Genomic DNA, 18,121 nt, shown 5'->3' with positions numbered 1-18,121 from the left:
TATACACTATTATTAACAAAAACTCAAGCAGATGTATGGGATGATTTTAATTTAATACCCAGAACTTGAGTATAAGCTCCTCGTGCTTGAGTAACGCCAATGGTGCGCTCGGCTGATTCTATCATCGGACGACGCAAACTCACAACTATAAATTGTGCTTGTTGGGCTTCTTGTTTAATCATTCTAGCTAATCGCTCGACGTTTGCCCCATCTAAAAACATATCTACTTCGTCAAAAGCATAAAATGGCGAGGGGCGGTAACGTTGTAGAGCAAAGATAAAACTCAAGGCTGTGAGTGATTTTTCACCCCCGGACATGGAAGCTAAACGCTGTACTGGTTTACCTTTGGGGTGGGCGACTAAATTTAGTCCACTGTTAAAGATATCTTCAGGATTTTCTAATTGTAAATAGCCGTCACCGTCGGAAAGAATAGCGAAAATCGATTGAAAGTTTTCGTTGACAGCATCGAAGGCTTCTTTAAAAGCCCGTTGCCGCAAGGTGGTAAAGTTTTCAATGCGTAAAAGTAATTCGGTGCGTTCTGCTTCTAGGGTTTGCAATTTTTCCGTTAGTTCCTGGAGACGGTTTTGGGTGCGTTCATATTCTTCCAAAGCCAACATATTCACAGGTTCCATCGCCTGTAAGCGTTTGGCTAGGCTTCGCAGTTCTTTTTGCAATTCCTCTAAATCTACTTTATCGGGGACTTCTGGCAAAGGATTGGGTAATTCTGCGCCAGTTTCTCGCAGTTGGTTTTGCAAGGTTGTCAACTCTTCTCGCCGCTTTTCTTGGGTTTCTTGGAGTTTTTGGATTTCCCATTGCAGTTGTTGTTGTTTGAGAAGTTGCGATCGCACTTCCTGTTCTGTTGCGTCGCGTTTTTGCTTTTCTGCCCCCAGATTCTGCTCCATTTGACTCAGATTCGCCTGTATTTCGCTGATTTGAGCGTTGAGTTCAAAATTCTGATTTTGCAGGGTGTTGAGTTGATTTTGTTGGCTGCTTTGCTGTTCGTGATATTGGTGAATCTTGGTTTGGGCTTCTTGGATTTTCTCTTGCGATCGCAGTTGCTGAATTTCCAAATTTTTTAATCTTTGCTGGGCATCCCTTAATTCTCCCTCTCGTTGTTGCAATTGTTGCTCTTTGCTTTTAATAGTTACTTGGATTTCTTGCCATTCACTAGGGGTTTGAGAGTCTTCTAACTCGGCTAAAGCTTGTCGCAATTGTTGCAATTCACTTTCTTGTCCTAGTAATTCCCGATCTAAAACTGATAACCGGGATTGGGCGACAGTAATTTTTTCGCTGTTTTGGGTAAGTTGCGATCGCGTCCCCTCCAATTGCGCTGTCAAACCCTGAATATCCTTTTGCAACTGTGACAACTGTAACTGCTGTTCTCGCCGCCCCTGTCTAGCTTCTGTGAGGGCTTGGGTATGTTCTTTGGTTCTGGCTGATAAAGTAGCGATCGCCTCGGTACAACGTTCTATAATGCGCTCAATATCTGCCAAGCGACTCTTTAAAGCCACAACTTCCTGAGATTCCGCCGATTCCCCCTGACCGAACTTTAAGGATGAACGCTGATTACTACTTCCCCCAGTCATCGCGCCGCTTGTTTCCAACAATTCCCCGTCTAAGGTGACAATGCGATACAGTCCGATATTGGGGCGCGCTTCTTGGATATTCCTAAAGACTACGGTATTACCGAATACATAACTAAACACATCTTGATAACGGCGATCGCACTCCACTAAATTCACCGCATAGTCAACAAAACCGTTCGCATAACGCAACGTAGCATCCTGCGTAAACTTACTAGCGCGAATCTTAGTTAAAGGTAAAAAAGTTGCCCTCCCAGCGCGTTTCTGTTTCAGTAATTCAATGCCGGCTGCGGCTACACTGTCATCTTCCACGACAATATGCCCCAAACGCCCACCAGCAGCGATTTCCAAAGCTAACTGATAGCGAGAATCCACCTTACCTAACTGGACAACTAAACCGCAAAGCCCCGGCAATCCAGATTGTAATATAACTTTACTTGCTTGAGTTCCCTGGACTTCCTGTTGGGCTTGGGCTTGGGCTTCAATTTTATCCAACTGGCGTTGTTTTTCCCGTTGTTCTTGGAGAAGTCGCTTTTGGGTTTCCTGTTGGATTTGTAATTCTTGTTCTGTCGCTGAGAGATTTTCGGCTAAATTTTGGATGGGTTCACTAGAAGCGTTAAACTCCGTTTCCAGACGATTACATTCAGTTTGTTTAGCGGCTAATTCTGGTTCTAAAGTCGCAATTAACTGAGTTTGTTCAGTAATCAGTTGCTGTAACTGATGATGGCGTTCCCGGAGTTGGGCTTGTTCAGTACGCTGGGGTTCCAGAGTTTGCAGTAAAGCTTCAATTTGACGATTGAAAGCCGTTTGTTGCTGTACCCAAGCTTCCGAAGCGGTGGCGATTTCAGCTGCGGCGGCGCGAGAAGCATCTAAAGCTTGTTGTGCTTCATCCCGTTGTTGCTGACAGGAGAGAATAGATTGCTGTTCTAAAACCTGAGTTTGGGCAAATTCCGTTAAAGAATGCTGATATTGTTGAACTTCCTGCTGAGTTTGCGCCAACCGCTTCACAGTTTCCTGAATAGCCGTATTTAACTCAGCTTGTCGGCGTTGGAGTTGTTTCCGTTCCGCTTCCTGAGTCGCCAGAGTTGATTGTACCGCCAAAAGTTCCTCTTCACCCAAAGCCTTGACACGGGCATTGAGTTCTTCTAATTCAGCGCTTTTCTGAGAAATTGCAGAATTGAGAGTTGTGAGTTGAGAAATTAATTCAGTAGAAGTGCGATCGCCTGCTTGAATTTCGCCAATTAATTTTTCTTGTTGTGCTTGAAGCGATCGCCAAGAAAGAACCGCCTCCCAAGACTGTTTAGCCAAAAATTCCGTCCGCAGTTTTTGATACTTTTCCGCCTTCGCCCGATCCTGAGACAAGCGATCGCGCTGAGTAGTCAACTCCGTCTCAATAATCCGACAACTATCCTCCTTATCCTTCACCTCATCCAGAGTTTTTTTCGCTTGAATAATCTTGCGATCGTAAGCCGAAACCCCAGCCAACTCATCAATAATTTCGCGACGTTCCTTAGCATTCATCGAGATAATGCTAGTAACATCCCCTTGCAGCACAACATTATACCCCTCTGGATAAATGCGGAGATTATTCAACTCCTCATGTAACTCCGTCAGAGTACAAGCCAAACCATTCATATAATAATTCGACGTATAACTCCCATGATGAGTCACCCGTAACCGCCGAGTCACACTCCATTCAAGAGGGGAGTCGGGAGTAGGGAGTGGGGACTGGGGAAATTCCTCCTCTTCCTCTTCCCTCCGCGCCTCTGCGCCTCTGCGTGACACATCCTCCCCCGACAAATCAAAAGTCACCGTCACGCTAGCCTCAATCGAAGCCCGTCCCCTAGAAGTTTGATTATTATTTACCAAATCCGGTAATCTATCCGCCCGCATTCCCTTAGAACTAGAAAGCCCCAAGCAAAACAGCAAAGCATCGAGAATATTAGATTTACCGGAACCATTCGGCCCAGAAATGACAGTAAACCCCGGTAGGAGAGGGACTGAGGTAGTACCACCGAAGGATTTGAAGTTGGTAAGTTCCACGCGCTTGACGTGTACCATAGGCGCTGTTTATCTGGGCTGATGGCTAATGAAAGACAAGTGTAACAATTAATTAATGTTTCGCAACAGTGGAGAAGAATTTTATCGAACCGCAGAGGCGCAGAGGACACAGAGGTTTCATAATAGAGGGAGGACTTCGACAGGACTGTTTTCTAATGTATCAAACTGATCCGCCCCTTTCTCCCCAAGAAGTTTTACCCACAATGTATGATCTCATGAGTGAAGATCCAAAGGAACCTGGTTTGCCTGATCATTTTCATTTATTACAACCGCGTTTGTTAGACGAAAGTTTTAACTCGCCTAGTTATCCTAGCGACAAGATATTTACTGCTAGTGATATGAATCTTTATTATGACCCCCATCATCCGACATGGTACAAAAGACCAGATTGGTTTGTGGCTGTGGATGTTTCGCCGCTTTATAAAAATGGTGATTTACGTCTGAGTTATGTGGTTTGGCAAGAGGGAATTAGTCCGTTTATTATTGTGGAATTACTCTCACCTGGAACGGAGAAGGAAGATTTAGGACAGACTTGGCGAGATGTAGCAAAACCGCCGACAAAATGGGAAGTCTATGAAAAGATTTTAAGGATTCCTTATTATGCTATTTTTGACCGTTATAAATATGAATTTAAAATGTTTAAATTAGATGGCGGTCGTTATGCGGAAGTTATTTTATCAGATTCCCGTTTTTGGATTCCAGAAATAGAGTTAGGTTTAGGAGTTTGGGAAGGAAGTTATCATAATATTCAGCAGCCTTGGTTACGTTGGTATGATAGTACAGGTAATTGGGTTTTGACTCCCACGGAAGCGGAAAGGGAACGCACAGCACAAGAAAGGCGACAAAAAGAACGGTTAATAGAACAATTGCGGGCTTTGGGTGTAGAACCTGATTTAGAGTAATGATGATTAGTTATTGTTTCTGATTTTTCTTCTCTTTGTGTACTTTGCGTACTTGGCGGTTCGTTTAAAAAAATGACTTTTATAAATGCGAGAGGATCAGATCCCCGACTTCTTGAAGAAGTCGGGGATCTTTGAGTTCTTAGTTAAAAGTGATATCAGGTACTTTTAAGCTTGCTAATTTGCTTCCTAGCTTTTTGATAAGATGTTTCATACCCTGATTTTTTAGATAAATTTGCAGCAGTTTCAAAATCATCAATTGCATCCTGTTTATATCCTAATGCAGAGCGAGCAATCCCCCGATTCTGGTAAGCTTTAGCAAAATAGGGGTCAATGTTGATAGCTTGGGTATAATCATCAATTGCACTCTGGATATTTCCCAATTTATGACGACAAGTACGCCAAGTGAAGAAAGAAAAGGAAGAAATTATTGGCTCAACCATATTGGGATTAGTGCAAAATTAGGAATAAAATTAAGATATAGCAGTTTTAAATCATTTCTGAACTTCTTCACTTGGCGACCTTGGCGACTTGGCGGTTCGTTTAAAAAAATTGACTTTTACAAATAGCGAAAGTATCAGATACCCGACTTCTTGAAGAAGTCGGGTATCTTTGGGTTTGTAGTTTGATTTCTCACCTATTTAGTAATAAATTAAGTTCTTTCTGTGCATCTTTAAGACTATTTCTTTCTCCACTTTCTCGGAAGAGTCTTATAGCTTGTTGAAAATCCGCGATCGCACCTTGTCTATTTCCCTGTTTCGCGCGAGTTACACCTCTGTTATAATAAGCTAAACCGTATTTAGAATTAATGGCGATCGCCTGAGTGTAATCTTCATTAGCAGCTTTATAATTTCCCTGTTGATAATTAGCATTCCCACGGTTATTGTAAGCCGCAGCATCCTGAGAATTGAGTTCAATGGCTTTGGTATGATCTGCAATTGCGCCTTGGTAATCTCCAAAGGAAAGGCGATGAATACCTCTGTGATTATAAGCTGCGCCCCATTGCGGATTTAGCTGTAAAACTCGATTATAATCTTCGGTAGCTTCCAATTTATACCCCAATTCACTATGCATATTACCTCGTCGGAGATAAGCTACTGCATAATTAGGATTGCGGTTAATTGCTTGAGTATATTCCTTAATAGCTGCATACTTTTGATTATTACTAGCTTGGATTAAACCTTTTTGATAATAAGGTCTAGCATCATCAGGATTAATCTTAATTATAGCATCAAAATCTTGGTTTGCTGTTCTGTAAATTTTGAGGCGACGGCGAAGGATACCCCGTTGTAAATAGGCTTCAATATAATTAGGTTGCAGTCTAATAGCTGTGCTAAAATCTTCATTAGCGTCTCTATTCTCCTGCATTTGCACCAGGGCTAAACCCCGGCCATAATAAGCGTAAGCATTACCAGAATTTAATTCAATTGCTTTGGTGTAATCAGAAATTGCTTCTTTGTATTTGCCTAATTCATATAATGCAAATCCTCGATCATAATAAGCATTGGCATTTTGAGGATTTAATTCAATGGCTTTAGTCGTATCTGCCTTTGCTTGCTGATAGTCTCCTAACTGATAAAAGGCATTACCTCTTTTATTGTAAGCCGAAGCATTTTCGGAATCAAGGGCGATCGCCTGAGTAAAATTCTCAACTGCGGCTTGATAGTTTCCGGCTTGATATTTTTTTAATCCTTCCTGATATAGTTTCTCAAAATCAACTTCATTAACTACATTTCGTGTTGATTGAAAAAACCAGGTTGCTGTGACAATTACGATAAAAGTAGCTATCCCGGCTAAAATTAACCAAAGTTTTGGTTGATGCTGTTTTTCCTGAGTAAATTTATGACTTTTCACCTGCTGTATATCGTTTAAAACTTGAGTTACAGACTGGTAACGCTTGTGGTAATTAAAGCATACCATCTTATCAAGAATTTTTGCTAATTCTTTACTGACGTTTACATTCTTGTTCCGCCAAATAATTTCGCCTGTGAGTAGATTTTTCTGATGTTGTAATCGAGAGATTTCCTGAACTGGTAAACCGATAAGTGCGGCGATCGCAACTATGCCCAAAGCATATATATCGCTGTTATAATGGGGTTGACCGCGCAATTGTTCCACTGGTACATATTCCAGATTACCCACAATAGTAGTCACAACTTCTTGAACAGCCCCAAAGTCAACCAAAACCAACTTTTTATCTGAATCTCGACGAATGATATTTGCTGGTTTAATGTTCTGGTGAATCACTCCCCGACTATGAACAAATGCTAAAATTTCTAATACTTCCGATAAAACACTAATTACCTGTGATTCTTCTAGAGGTATTCCCCGAAAAAATTCTGAGGTTAAGTTATGACCAATAATATATTCTTGAACTAGATAAAATTCTTGATTCTCTGCAAAATAATTGACTAAATTTTGGATTTGTTCGTGTAACTCTCCTAACTGCTTTAACTTTTTTGCCTCATCTGCAAATAACTCTCGCCGAATTGTTAAATCTTGGAGATTATCACTACCAGGATGTAGCTGCTTTATGACCAATTGGCTACCCGGAAGCATAGCATCTTCAACTAAATAGGTTTGTACAACCTCCTCCACATTCAGAACTTTGACAATTTGATAACGTTCATCCAAAATTTGACCATTCATAAATTCCCCAGTGATTCCACTTGTACTGTTTTATTAGACATCTGGTGGGAAAGAATGTAGAGACGCTCCATGAAATGTCTCTACAAGGATTCTGTGATCACACATATTTGATTTGCACCAGATGTATATCTATTGTCATGTTAGTTAACAGAATTGTAATCTGAATCACTGAGGAGTTGGGCAGATAATCAATGACCAATAACAAATGACAAATTAAACTGGAATGACAAATTTTTCGCTACCAGCTAACCCAAAAGCGGCGTGAATCACTTGTAAAGCTTTCACACCTTCTTCTTGTGCGACGACGCAGCTAATTTTAATTTCTGAGGTAGCAATCATTTGAATATTGATGTGGTTGTGGGCTAAAGCCTCAAACATTTTAGCCGCAATACCTGGTTGTCCTACCATCCCAGCCCCAACGATACTTACCTTAGCGATCGCATTATCTAAGACAACTTCACCCCATCCTAACTCAGACGCTACTTGAGTCAACATTTGCTGTGTACTTTCCCCATCTATCCGCGAGACGGTAAAAGCAATATCTCGTTTGGGAACACCTTCCACCATGCGACAGCGCTGTGATTGAATAATCATGTCAACGCTGACATTGTGCTGTGCTAATAGTCCGAACAATTTCGCCGCCATTCCCGGCCGATCTGGGACTTGACGAATTGCAAGACGTGCTTGGTTCATATCTAGGGCGACACCACGGACAGGGGGGGGAGTGGGGAGTGGTCCGTGGGGAGTGGTCCGTGGTCCGTGGGGAGTGGGATTTTCCTTTTGTTCGTTGTCTGCTTCAATTTCAAAGGCTTGACGAAGTGCAGCTACGGCGCGATCGCATTCGGTCGCATCGACTACACAACTTACTTTGACTTCACTGGTGGAAATCATTTGAATATTGACTTGCGCTTCGGCTAAGGTGGCGAACATTTTCGCCGCTACCCCAGGACGACCAATCATTCCCGCCCCTGCGATGCTGACTTTGGCAATATTTTGTTCTACCATCACCTCGGCTTCGTCTGAATTCGGGTGAGATTGATTTCTCAATGCTGGGGCGATGGCTGCTGCTACAGCTTCCGCGCGTTTTAATATAGGTGCTGTTACCGTAAAGGCAATGTCATTACTATTACCTTCATGTATTGACTGAATAATTAAATCTACATCGACATTTTGCCGAGATATTTCCCCAAATAACCGCGCAGCTACCCCTGGTTTATCCGGTACACGCAACAATGCCACTTTTGCTTGGTCGGTGTCAAAATCTACATTATCGACAGGACGAGCAATTTCTAAATTAACAAGCGATCGCCCTTGGGGTTTCGGTGATATTACCCAAGTCCCAGGTTCATCACCCCAACTAGATTTCACTACCAGGGGAACACCATAATTTCGGGCAATTTCCACAGCACGGGGATGTAACACTTTTGCCCCCAAGCTCGCCAGTTCCAGCATTTCATTACAAGTAATTTCGTCCATTAACTGGGCTTCGGCTACCAAGCGGGGGTCTGTAGTCAATATCCCTGGTACGTCGGTATAAATTTCACAAAAGTTTGCCTGTATTGCGGCGGCGATCGCCACGGCGGAAGTGTCGGAACCCCCACGCCCCAAAGTCGTAATTTCCATATCTCTCAGGCTAGATATCCCCTGAAATCCAGCCACTACAACCACTTTACCTTGAGCAATATGATAATTCAGCCGTTGGGTTTCAATATGCAAAATCCGGGCGCGGGTGTGTTCAGCTTCGGTAACAATTCCGACTTGAGCGCCAGTCATAGAGATTGCTGGCTGTCCGATTTCTTGCAAAGCCATACTGACTAAAGCAATAGTCACTTGCTCACCAGTGGAAAGCAGCATATCCATTTCCCGGCGGTTGGGATGTTGAGAAATTTCCTGAGCTATTTTCACCAAACCATCAGTGGTTTTACCCATAGCGGAAACCACTACCACTACAGAGTTTCCCGCCTTAACAGTTTTGTAAACACGCTGTGCAACAGCTTGAATACGTTCTACCGAACCAACAGATGTACCACCGTATTTTTGAACTATGAGCGCCATAAGTTTATATTAAATCAGTGCTGCCTACTTTCATCAATGCGCCGTCACTTGGGAAACCAAAAGAAAGCATTGCCAGTTGTTTAGTCTATTCATATCAGAATCAGTGCCGACAAAAAACCTGTAATTTAGGTTTTTTGGTGACTTTTTGGACAATGTATCTAAAAATTACTGAAAATTCCAGTCTGCTGAGTGCGATCGCAAAGGTAAGACTATAGTATATTGTGTGAGCAGAGCGATGAAATAATTTGAATGTATACAATGTGAATGTGGCATTTTTGTCAGATCAAAAAATCACCGATTTAATCATCATCTGCCGCAGACATAAAACCAAACTTCCTATAACTCCAGAGACGCTGCAATTTTTGAGATGATTCCTGGGCTTGATCATGCCTGACTGTCACTCCTTTGACATATATTGTGATAAATAGGCACATCTGTTTTATAATATTTAAACATCAGCATAATTTTTTTTACTAAATCTGTAGCGGACAACAGCCAAGTGTATGAGAAGCTGTTCCCGGGCTGTAATACAGTAAAATTGAGGAATGCAAAATGTCAAATAGCCCAGGATTGTATATTCTACTAGTCAGTGTTCACGGCTTAATTCGTGGTAAAAATTTAGAATTAGGACGAGATGCAGACACGGGTGGACAAATTAAATATGCTGTAGAATTGGCTCAAGCCTTAGCAGCAAATCCACAAGTAGAACGAGTAGACCTGGTAACCCGTTTAGTTAATGATCCCAAAGTTAGTTCCGATTATGCTCAACCAGTAGAAATTCTAAGTGACAAAGCCCAAATTATTCGTGTTAACTGCGGGCCACGTCGTTATCTCCGCAAAGAAGTTCTCTGGCCGCATTTAGATAATTTTGCCGATGAATTACTCAAGCACCTGCGCCAAGTAGGAAAATTACCCCATGTGATTCATAGCCATTACGCCGATGCTGGATATGTGGGTTGTCGGGTTGCTGGTTGGTTAGGTGTACCACTTGTGCATACTGGTCACTCTCTGGGACGTGTGAAACAACAACGACTTTTAGAGCATGGCACTAAAAAGGAAACCATTGAAAGCACTTATCACATTAGTACACGCATTGAAGCCGAGGAAGCCACTCTGGCCAGTGCAGCATTAGTCATCGCCAGTACCCATCAAGAGGTGACACAGCAGTACGGTATTTACGACCACTATCAACCAAAAAGAATGGTTGTCATTCCTCCTGGGGTAGCACTCAAAGAGTTTTACCCGGTTCCCGAAAATTGGCAAGAACCACCCATTTATCAAGATTTAAAGAGATTTCTCAATAATCCCGAAAAGCCCATGATTATGGCGCTTTCCCGTCCAGCTATTCGCAAAAATGTAGCTACTCTGGTCAAAGCCTATGGTGAAGATCCAGAATTGCGTCATTTAGCGAATTTAGTCCTGATTTTAGGCAATCGAGATGACATCACCACGATGGAATCAGGACCACGCCACGTACTGACAGAAATTTTCCAGTTAATCGACCGCTACGACCTTTACGGATACGTCGCTTACCCCAAACACCACCGTTCCGATGAGGTCGCTGACCTGTATCGATTGTTGGCGAAAACACGGGGCGTTTTTATCAATCCCGCATTAACTGAGCCATTTGGTCTAACTTTAATTGAAGCGACAGCCTGTGGTGTGCCAATTATTGCCACTTCCGATGGTGGTCCGCGAGATATCCTGGAGGTTTGCGAAAATGGGATGTTGATTGATCCTCTAGATATTAAACAGATTCAGGATGGTCTGCGAACAGCGCTCACAGATAAGGAACAATGGGAAACTTGGTCTAAAAATGGATTAGATCGAGTTCGAGAAAATTTCTCTTGGTCTAGTCATGTAGAACGTTATCTCGAACAGGTGAAGCAGTTACCGCAACGACGAGTTAAATCTGTACTGAGTCCTCTAGCAAAAGCCTTAGCAACTGACTTACCTGATTGGAATATTCCCGACCAAAACCGCTTACCAACCGCAGATCGTTTTCTGGTTTGCGAAATCGATAATACTCTGTTAGGCGACCAAGAAGCTCTGCATAAACTGATTTCGCGACTACATAACGAAGGCCAATCAACTGGAGTGGGAATTGCTACCGGGCGCAATTTGGAAAGTTCTTTGCAGATGTTAGAAGAATGGCATTTCCCCAGACCAGATTTGCTGATTGTTTCCGCAGGTAGTGAAATCTATTATGGACCCCAGGTAGTGCCGGATAGCAATTGGCAAAGACACATTAGTTACCATTGGAATGCTGAAGCTATTCGTCAAGCAATGGAGGAACTACCCGGAGTCGGACTACAACCCCCGGAAGCTCAAGGTAAGTTTAAACTCAGCTATTTTATTGATGAAGCTAAATCTTTAAGCTTTAAGGAAATCATGCGACACCTGCGACGGCGTAGACTCCATGTCAAAGGAATTTACAGCCATAATATGTATCTTGATTTGTTACCTATCCGCGCTTCTAAAGGTGATGCGATTCGTTATTGTGCTTTGAAGTGGGGATTACCTATTAAACGATTCTTAGTAGCAGGTGCATCTGGTAATGATGAATCAATGCTGTCTGGGAATACACTAGGTGTGGTTGTGGGTAATTACAGCGCCGAACTGGAAAAGTTACGCGGTTATCCACAAATTTACTTTTCCGAAGGACATTATGCTTGGGGAATCTTGGAAGCACTAGACCGCTATGACTTTTTTGGTACTCTGTCTCATACAGAACCGGAAATGACCGCAGTCTAAGAAACTCACAAATCAAAAAATTATCCCCAATTTTCTGGTGGAGTGGGCATCTTTGCCCGCTCATGTACTCCAATACATGATTTGTGGTAAATGTCAATCAATTTTGAGGACAACTAATGTCATATCATCGGTGTTTTGCTTTTCAGCACCGATAAATTGCAAAACTTGGTCAAAAAGATAATCCACAATTTCCTGTGGTCCACTGTAATACCTGCAAGCGGCGCTAAAGGCCGCAACAAAATTTTCTTCGTCGAAGCGATCGCCACTGGCAGCGGCCGCATCAGTCAAACCATCTGTATAATAAATTACTGTATCCCCAGGTTCTAACTGTGCCTGAGCATCTTCGTATTGGCTATTGGCATCTAAACCAATCAGCATTCCCAAAGTATCTAAACGGGTAATAGTTTTCGTGGCGGCGTGCCACCACAAGGGCGGATTGTGTGCCGCATTACTATAAGATAAAACTCGATTAAAGGGATTATATTCTGAGTAAAACAGGGTCACAAAGCGGTGGGAATTTTCTAAATCCGCATACATAACGCGATTCAAATTTTGCAGAATTATACATGGCGAATTACCATGCAATACCTCTCCGCGCAGCATTCCCCGCATCATCGTCATAATTAGTCCGGCTGGCACACCTTTACCCATCACATCGCCAATTACCAAACCCCAACGCCCGTTTTCCTGGGCAGTTTTGCTATTAGTGGGGATAAAATCGTAGTAATCTCCACCGACACGATTAGCAGGTTTACAACGTGCAGCGAGACTTGCACCCGGAATCATCGGACATTGACGTGGTAGGAGTCGCCGTTGAATTTCTGCGCCAATTTCTAATTCTTGATCTAGGCGTTCTTTTTTTCGCAGTTCTACGGCTAGCTCGTCGTTTTCAATGGCTACAGCCGTTTGGTCCGCTACCAATCTGACTAACTTTTGTCTGGTTTCCGTCCAGCTATATTCAGGGTCACGGCTGAGGACATAAAGCCACCCCCGTTCCGTATGCTTCACCAAAATTGCTGTGCCAAAGATTTGCACATCTGGCCCCAAGTAGCGATGCATTTGAGCATCCAAAATCCCCGTCGCTGTTGATAAACCAGACGTATTCGACAACAGTGTGATTTGACTAGTAGCAGTTTCTAGGGCTTTGCGGATGTTCTTGCGCTGGCGGCTATCCTGCCAATGTAGTTGCTCTAACTTAATTTGACCGTTAGGTTTATGCAGAAACAAAGCACTACCATCTGCATCTGTGACTCTGGTAGCCATGAGCGGGATCAGCTCCAAAAACTGGTTCAAATTATTGAAGCTTCTCAGGGCAAATCCTAAAGAACTGAGTAAATCTGGGATTTTATTCTGTTCTCGGCGCAGCCGTGCCACGAGTTCTTTGAGTGCCACGACTGGTGTGACATCCGTCGCAGCACTACTATTACTATCAGTGGGTTGAGAGGGCAGTTGAGACACAGGCAAAGGTATTATTGCACTTGATATAAGTAGGTGGGCGTAAATAAAGTTAACTGGCGGGGGTCGTCATTTGTCCTTTGTCATTGGTTATTGGTAAGGGTTTCATGGGTGTTTACGAGTCGTAATATAGTTTGGTTTTTCCCTACCCACCTACTTAGATAGAGTTGAGATTACTTATAAATAAAGTAAGTTGCCGGGGAATTGCTCAATTATATTGGGACAAGAGTTATGACTTTAGCAAGAGTAAAAAGACGTAAGACATAGCTGGAGATAAGTATTGTATTTGCGTATGATATCTCTGGCTCAATTTGGATGTATTTTTAGTGAAAAATCATTAGGTAAAAATCCGTAAATTCTGTCATTACCGATAAAGCCTTTTATTTTTCCAGAACTTGATTAGCAAATCATACATCTTTAGACCTAAAAAAGTACCTGGTCAACAAAATAATTTTGTCACCTTTGCGGATTTTCTCCTAAAACTGTTAAAAATCATCCGTGTAGCCTACGGCAAGGCGAATTTCGCGTCTACATCTGTGTTGAATTGGGTCTGTAGCAGCCAGATATTCTGTGTGTCTTTGGGTCTTGGTGGTGCAAAAATCAATGAGCTTAACCACTAAGACACCAAGACACCAAGCAAATCAGGTGAATAAAAGTGAATTTTTCATCCACCTTAACAGAAGTAATACGGCTAAGGTATACCCAAAAAAATCTTAACTAAAAAATTCTCCACTAGCCACTCAAGAGCGCTTCCACAAACTCGTAGCTAGAAAAAGGACGCAAATCTTCCATACCTTCGCCAGCGCCAATAAAGCGAATGGGCAAACCTAGCTGCTGCACAACGGCTAGAGCTACACCTCCCTTGGCTGTGCCATCGAGCTTGGTTAAGACTACGCCACTGAGTTGGGCGGCTTGGGCAAAAACTTCAGCTTGGCGCAATCCATTTTGCCCTAGAGTGGCATCTAAAACCAGTAGGGATTCTATTTTGGCATTAGGGGCTTTTTTGTCAATAATCCGGCGTATTTTGGCAAGTTCGTCCATTAAGTTTTTCTTATTTTGCAGTCGCCCGGCGGTATCTACTAAGAGTAATTCAGTTTCTCTTGCTTGGGCGGCGGCGATCGCATCAAAGACGACGGCGGCGGGGTCTGTATTTTTCCCAGGATTGGCAATGACTTCTACACCGCTTCTGTTGCCCCAAACCTTCACCTGTTCCACTGCCGCAGCCCGGAAGGTATCTGCTGCCCCAATTAAGCATTTATAACCGGATTTTTGGGCGAGGTGGGAGATTTTGCCGATAGTGGTGGTTTTCCCAGCACCATTCACCCCAGTAATTAACCAAATATTCAAGGTTTCTTTTTCTGGGGTAAAGCTAAGACTTTCGGCTTTTTGCAGTGGTGCATCTAACATATCCCGCAGGATTTGTTTCAGGTAGGCGATCGCCTCCTCTGGCGGGGTAACTTCTGCTAAGAGTTTTTTCTGTAGCGCACTAATAATGTAATCAGTAGCTTCTACACCCACATCAGCTTGCAGTAGTGCGGTTTCTATTTCGTCCACAGCCGCTTGATTTAGCGGCCCCTGCCCCACAATTGCCTTGAGTTGGTTGAGGATATTACGACGGGTTTTACCTAACCCTTGGCGGAGCTTTTTCAGCCAAGTAATTTCCTCAATAGAAACATCTTCTGGTCGCCTACCTTGAGCCGCCAATACTTCTGCTGACCAGACAAAACCTTCATCAAAAGCTAATCCGGCAATGTCTTCGGCTGTTTCTGTTGTAGTCGCTACTGGTTGTAATACTTCGGGTTCTGGGACTTCAATCGCATTGGCTATCAGCCGTTCTTGCTTGGCTTGCCTTTCTGCCGCCGCCCGTTCTAAAAATGATAAATTACTCGGCGCTGCTTCAGTAGGTGTAGTCTCTGGCTGCTCAACTGCCTCTGCTGGTGCTGTGGGCGTGACTTCACTTACTGTAGATGGCTCGGTTTCTATTTCCGTAGCAGCAACGGTTTCTAGCACTTCGGGTGTTTCTGATGGTGTTTCCACTTCCACTGCATCAGCAGCAGTTTCTACAGCTTCGGGTGTTTCTGATGGTGCTGCCACTTCCACTGCATCAGCAACGGTTTCTACAGCTTCGGATGTTTCTGGTGGTGTTTCCACTTCCACTGCATCAGCAGCAGTTTCTACTTCTGGAGTTTGTTGTTTTTGCTGGATATTCTTATAGGCAGATTTAGCAAAAGCCAATAAATCTGCCGTTGAATCTGGTGTAGTGTCAGCCGTGGGGGTGGGAGTTACAGCTGGCTCTGGTTGGGTTTCTGGTGCTGAAGGAGTTTCTTCGGGTTTTTGTTCAGGTGGAGTATCAGAGGAATCGTTATATTTACGGCGGAACCAATTAAAAACCATTGCAGCTATGGGTATTTGTGAGTTTGAATTATTAGTTATTAGTTAAAAGTTTAATTGAACCCGTAGCTCTTGACTGGGGTATTAACCTGCCGATTATCCTCACCTTTCAAAGCCAGTTTGCTTAAGAGGGGGAAAACACCTCAAAAACTGGCTTCTGCCCACAACCATCAGAAAATCAGGATACGAAATCCTACACGACTGCTTTTTGTTCTGTAACTCGGCGCAGAACACCATTAATAAACCGATGTCCTTCATCTCCACTGTAACGTTTAGCTAGTTCCACCGCTTCGTTAATAGCTACTCTGTCGGGCAAATTGAAAAACCTCATTTCTCCCACAGCGATTCGCAAAATATCTCTGTCTATTTGGGCTAGGCGAGTCACTTGCCAATCTACTAAGGCAGAGGAAATTTCTTCATCGATGCTAACTCGATGTTCGTTGACTAATTTGACCAGTTGGATGGCATATCTGCCCACTTCCTTGTCTTGATTTGCTAGTTGAATCAATTCGGGGAACTCAACTGCGGCTCCGAGTTGATTGATTGCTGTTTGGGTGTAGTCTATGGCCTCTTTGAGGAGGTTTCTGGCGGTATTGAGGTCTGAGGCGCGAGTTTGGCTAGTTAAGAGGCGCTCGTTACTGCGTTGCAGTTCTCCGGTGGCGTTATCTAGAGTATCTTGCACTTCTGATCTCAGAGTGCGGACTGTGGCTAGCACTAATTTTGGCAGATGCTCTTCTGTCAATTTTTTGGGGTTAATTGGCAACTGGCTGAGACTTAAAAGTGCCAATTCACGAGCAATTTGCTGGGGTTTTCGTTCTTGCATGGCAGTGAGTTGTAGTAGTGCCTAAGCACTAATGATTGGAGGTTAATAATGGAGCAATTATGGCAAAGTCAGATAATCATAGTTCCAAAAAGCATGAACAAATATCTCATGCCATTTGTTTACCGGGAATAATCCCGACAGCGCGAACTACAACGCCCCCTATCCCTAGACTAAATGCTGTCGGGACTACTTTACGTAAGATATTCAAACTACCATTGACATCAGCGTGAATCAGTTTACCATTACCTGCTTTATAAAGCTTAGTTCTGATTCTTCGACCACTAAATTTAACTTCTTTCGCGTCAGCTTTTCCATAGGTAGGAATCATATCTTGGTCTAAAAAAGAAGCCACACTGGTGTAAGACTCCTCAGAAACCAATACCTTTATCCCCACTAATTTCGCTTTATAAATCAACTGCTGTACAAATCGATGATGCGGAATACAAACAAAGTTTTGATTATTTCGTTTACCCAAATTAGCATTTTGCTTCCACAGTGGACTTTGACCAATTACTAAAGTGCCAAGCCCCTGCTTCACTAAAAGCTCAATAACTAACCGACTGGCTTTATGCAGATAATCATCAACTCGAAAATTCCGTTTTTTAGTTAAACTTTGCAGTTGTTGAGATGTCTTTTGATGACTTGGTAGTAAAGATTGTAATTTAGCTTTTCTTTGATTGTAATAACGATTAATTGATTTGATAATTCTCCCCGAAACCAGAACTGGTAAAAACCCAGGCTGGTTAGATGTTAAGGTAGCTAGGTTATCTATGCCTAAATCAATCGCTGCTATAGCATGAGAGTCTAAATCATCATCTAATTCCTCTTTTTCATACACAGCTTCTAGCACATAATGGTCAATTTTTGGGACAATTCTCACCTGATTTAGATGTACATACTCTACTTTGGTTGGAATGTCAATTTGTGTTTTTGACAGATGAATTACACCAGCTTTCATTTTGGGTTTACTCACAGACTGGGCTGTGTAAACTAATAAATGTCTGCCTTTGTCTTTGTGTTTATATTTGGGTAATTTTGGTCTGCCTAAAAACTTGCTTTTATTTTCTGTATATACTTGAATTGCGGCAAAAAAACTTACCCAGTTGCGATGTAATCCTAATAATACTTGTTGGGCGACTTTGGCGGGTAAAGCTTGATATGCTTCTGTAGATTTTAATTGTTTAGCTAAACAATTGTAGTCTAGATATTTTTGAGTCAGAATAAAACTTTGGCGGATGTGGAAGTTAGCATAATTGTAGAGGTTTTTAGCAGCAAAACATAACTGATCAATCTCTTGATAGTGGGGATGATTTCGTTGAATTATATGCCGTTCGACCAACTGCATAGACTAGCTGCCAAAAATTAAATGCATGATTACATATACTAACATTTGTCGGTACTTGGCTTAATGAATTTATGTTAATTATCTGGATTGAGATTTGCTCTATCCC

The 18,121-nt window shown here is 42.7% G+C and carries 10 protein-coding genes; 2 read left to right on the top strand and 8 right to left on the bottom strand.

Translation table 11 applies throughout. The features are described from left to right. Nucleotides 1-23 precede the first annotated feature (23 nt). On the bottom strand, nt 24-3,644 hold the full coding sequence (gene smc, locus NSP_RS03955; RefSeq protein WP_006198188.1) for a chromosome segregation protein SMC: 3,621 nt from the start codon (nt 3,642-3,644) through the stop codon (nt 24-26). 155 nt (nt 3,645-3,799) lie between these two features. Between smc and NSP_RS03950 the strand changes: the two genes are divergently transcribed. After that, complete coding sequence (locus NSP_RS03950; RefSeq protein WP_006198187.1) at nt 3,800-4,546, top strand: Uma2 family endonuclease; 747 nt, start codon at nt 3,800-3,802, stop codon at nt 4,544-4,546. A 155-nt stretch (nt 4,547-4,701) separates the two neighbouring features. Here NSP_RS03950 and NSP_RS03945 read toward each other — a convergent pair whose 3' ends face one another. The 3 genes from NSP_RS03945 to NSP_RS03935 all read right to left on the bottom strand — a co-directional run bounded on the left by NSP_RS03945 (nt 4,702) and on the right by NSP_RS03935 (nt 9,247). Next, nucleotides 4,702-4,986, bottom strand: coding sequence for a tetratricopeptide repeat protein (locus NSP_RS03945; RefSeq protein WP_017803814.1), 285 nt, complete (start codon nt 4,984-4,986; stop codon nt 4,702-4,704). A gap of 190 nt (nt 4,987-5,176) precedes the next feature. Continuing rightward, a complete protein-coding gene (locus tag NSP_RS03940) occupies nt 5,177-7,192 on the bottom strand; it encodes a serine/threonine-protein kinase (RefSeq protein WP_006195789.1) in 2,016 nt (671 codons plus the stop codon). A 213-nt stretch (nt 7,193-7,405) separates the two neighbouring features. Then, nucleotides 7,406-9,247, bottom strand: coding sequence for an aspartate kinase (locus NSP_RS03935; protein WP_006195790.1), 1,842 nt, complete (start codon nt 9,245-9,247; stop codon nt 7,406-7,408). 552 nt (nt 9,248-9,799) lie between these two features. On the opposite strand from NSP_RS03935, the gene NSP_RS03930 reads away from it, so the two are divergent. Beyond that, on the top strand, nt 9,800-12,001 hold the full coding sequence (locus tag NSP_RS03930; protein WP_006195791.1) for an HAD-IIB family hydrolase: 2,202 nt from the start codon (nt 9,800-9,802) through the stop codon (nt 11,999-12,001). Between the two features lie 93 nt (nt 12,002-12,094). On the opposite strand, the gene NSP_RS03925 is transcribed toward NSP_RS03930, so the two are convergent. The 4 genes from NSP_RS03925 to NSP_RS03910 form a co-directional block, all read right to left on the bottom strand. Further along, a complete protein-coding gene (locus NSP_RS03925) occupies nt 12,095-13,465 on the bottom strand; it encodes a PP2C family protein-serine/threonine phosphatase (RefSeq protein ID WP_044482726.1) in 1,371 nt (456 codons plus the stop codon). Nucleotides 13,466-14,188: 723 nt separating this feature from the next. Beyond that, nucleotides 14,189-15,850 carry a signal recognition particle-docking protein FtsY gene (gene ftsY / locus NSP_RS03920; protein ID WP_006195793.1) on the bottom strand — a complete coding sequence of 554 codons (1,662 nt, stop codon included), beginning with the start codon at nt 15,848-15,850 and terminating at the stop codon, nt 14,189-14,191. 190 nt (nt 15,851-16,040) lie between these two features. Next, nucleotides 16,041-16,670, bottom strand: a complete 630-nt coding sequence (nusB, locus tag NSP_RS03915) for a transcription antitermination factor NusB (protein WP_006195794.1) — start codon at nt 16,668-16,670, stop codon at nt 16,041-16,043. 106 nt (nt 16,671-16,776) lie between these two features. Further along, nucleotides 16,777-18,015 carry an RNA-guided endonuclease InsQ/TnpB family protein gene (locus tag NSP_RS03910; protein ID WP_006195795.1) on the bottom strand — a complete coding sequence of 413 codons (1,239 nt, stop codon included), beginning with the start codon at nt 18,013-18,015 and terminating at the stop codon, nt 16,777-16,779. Between the last annotated feature and the right edge of the window lie 106 nt (nt 18,016-18,121).

The organism is Nodularia spumigena CCY9414 (assembly GCF_000340565.2).
Lineage (GTDB): Bacteria > Cyanobacteriota > Cyanobacteriia > Cyanobacteriales > Nostocaceae > Nodularia > Nodularia spumigena.
This window is presented reverse-complemented; position numbering and strand designations above follow the sequence as displayed.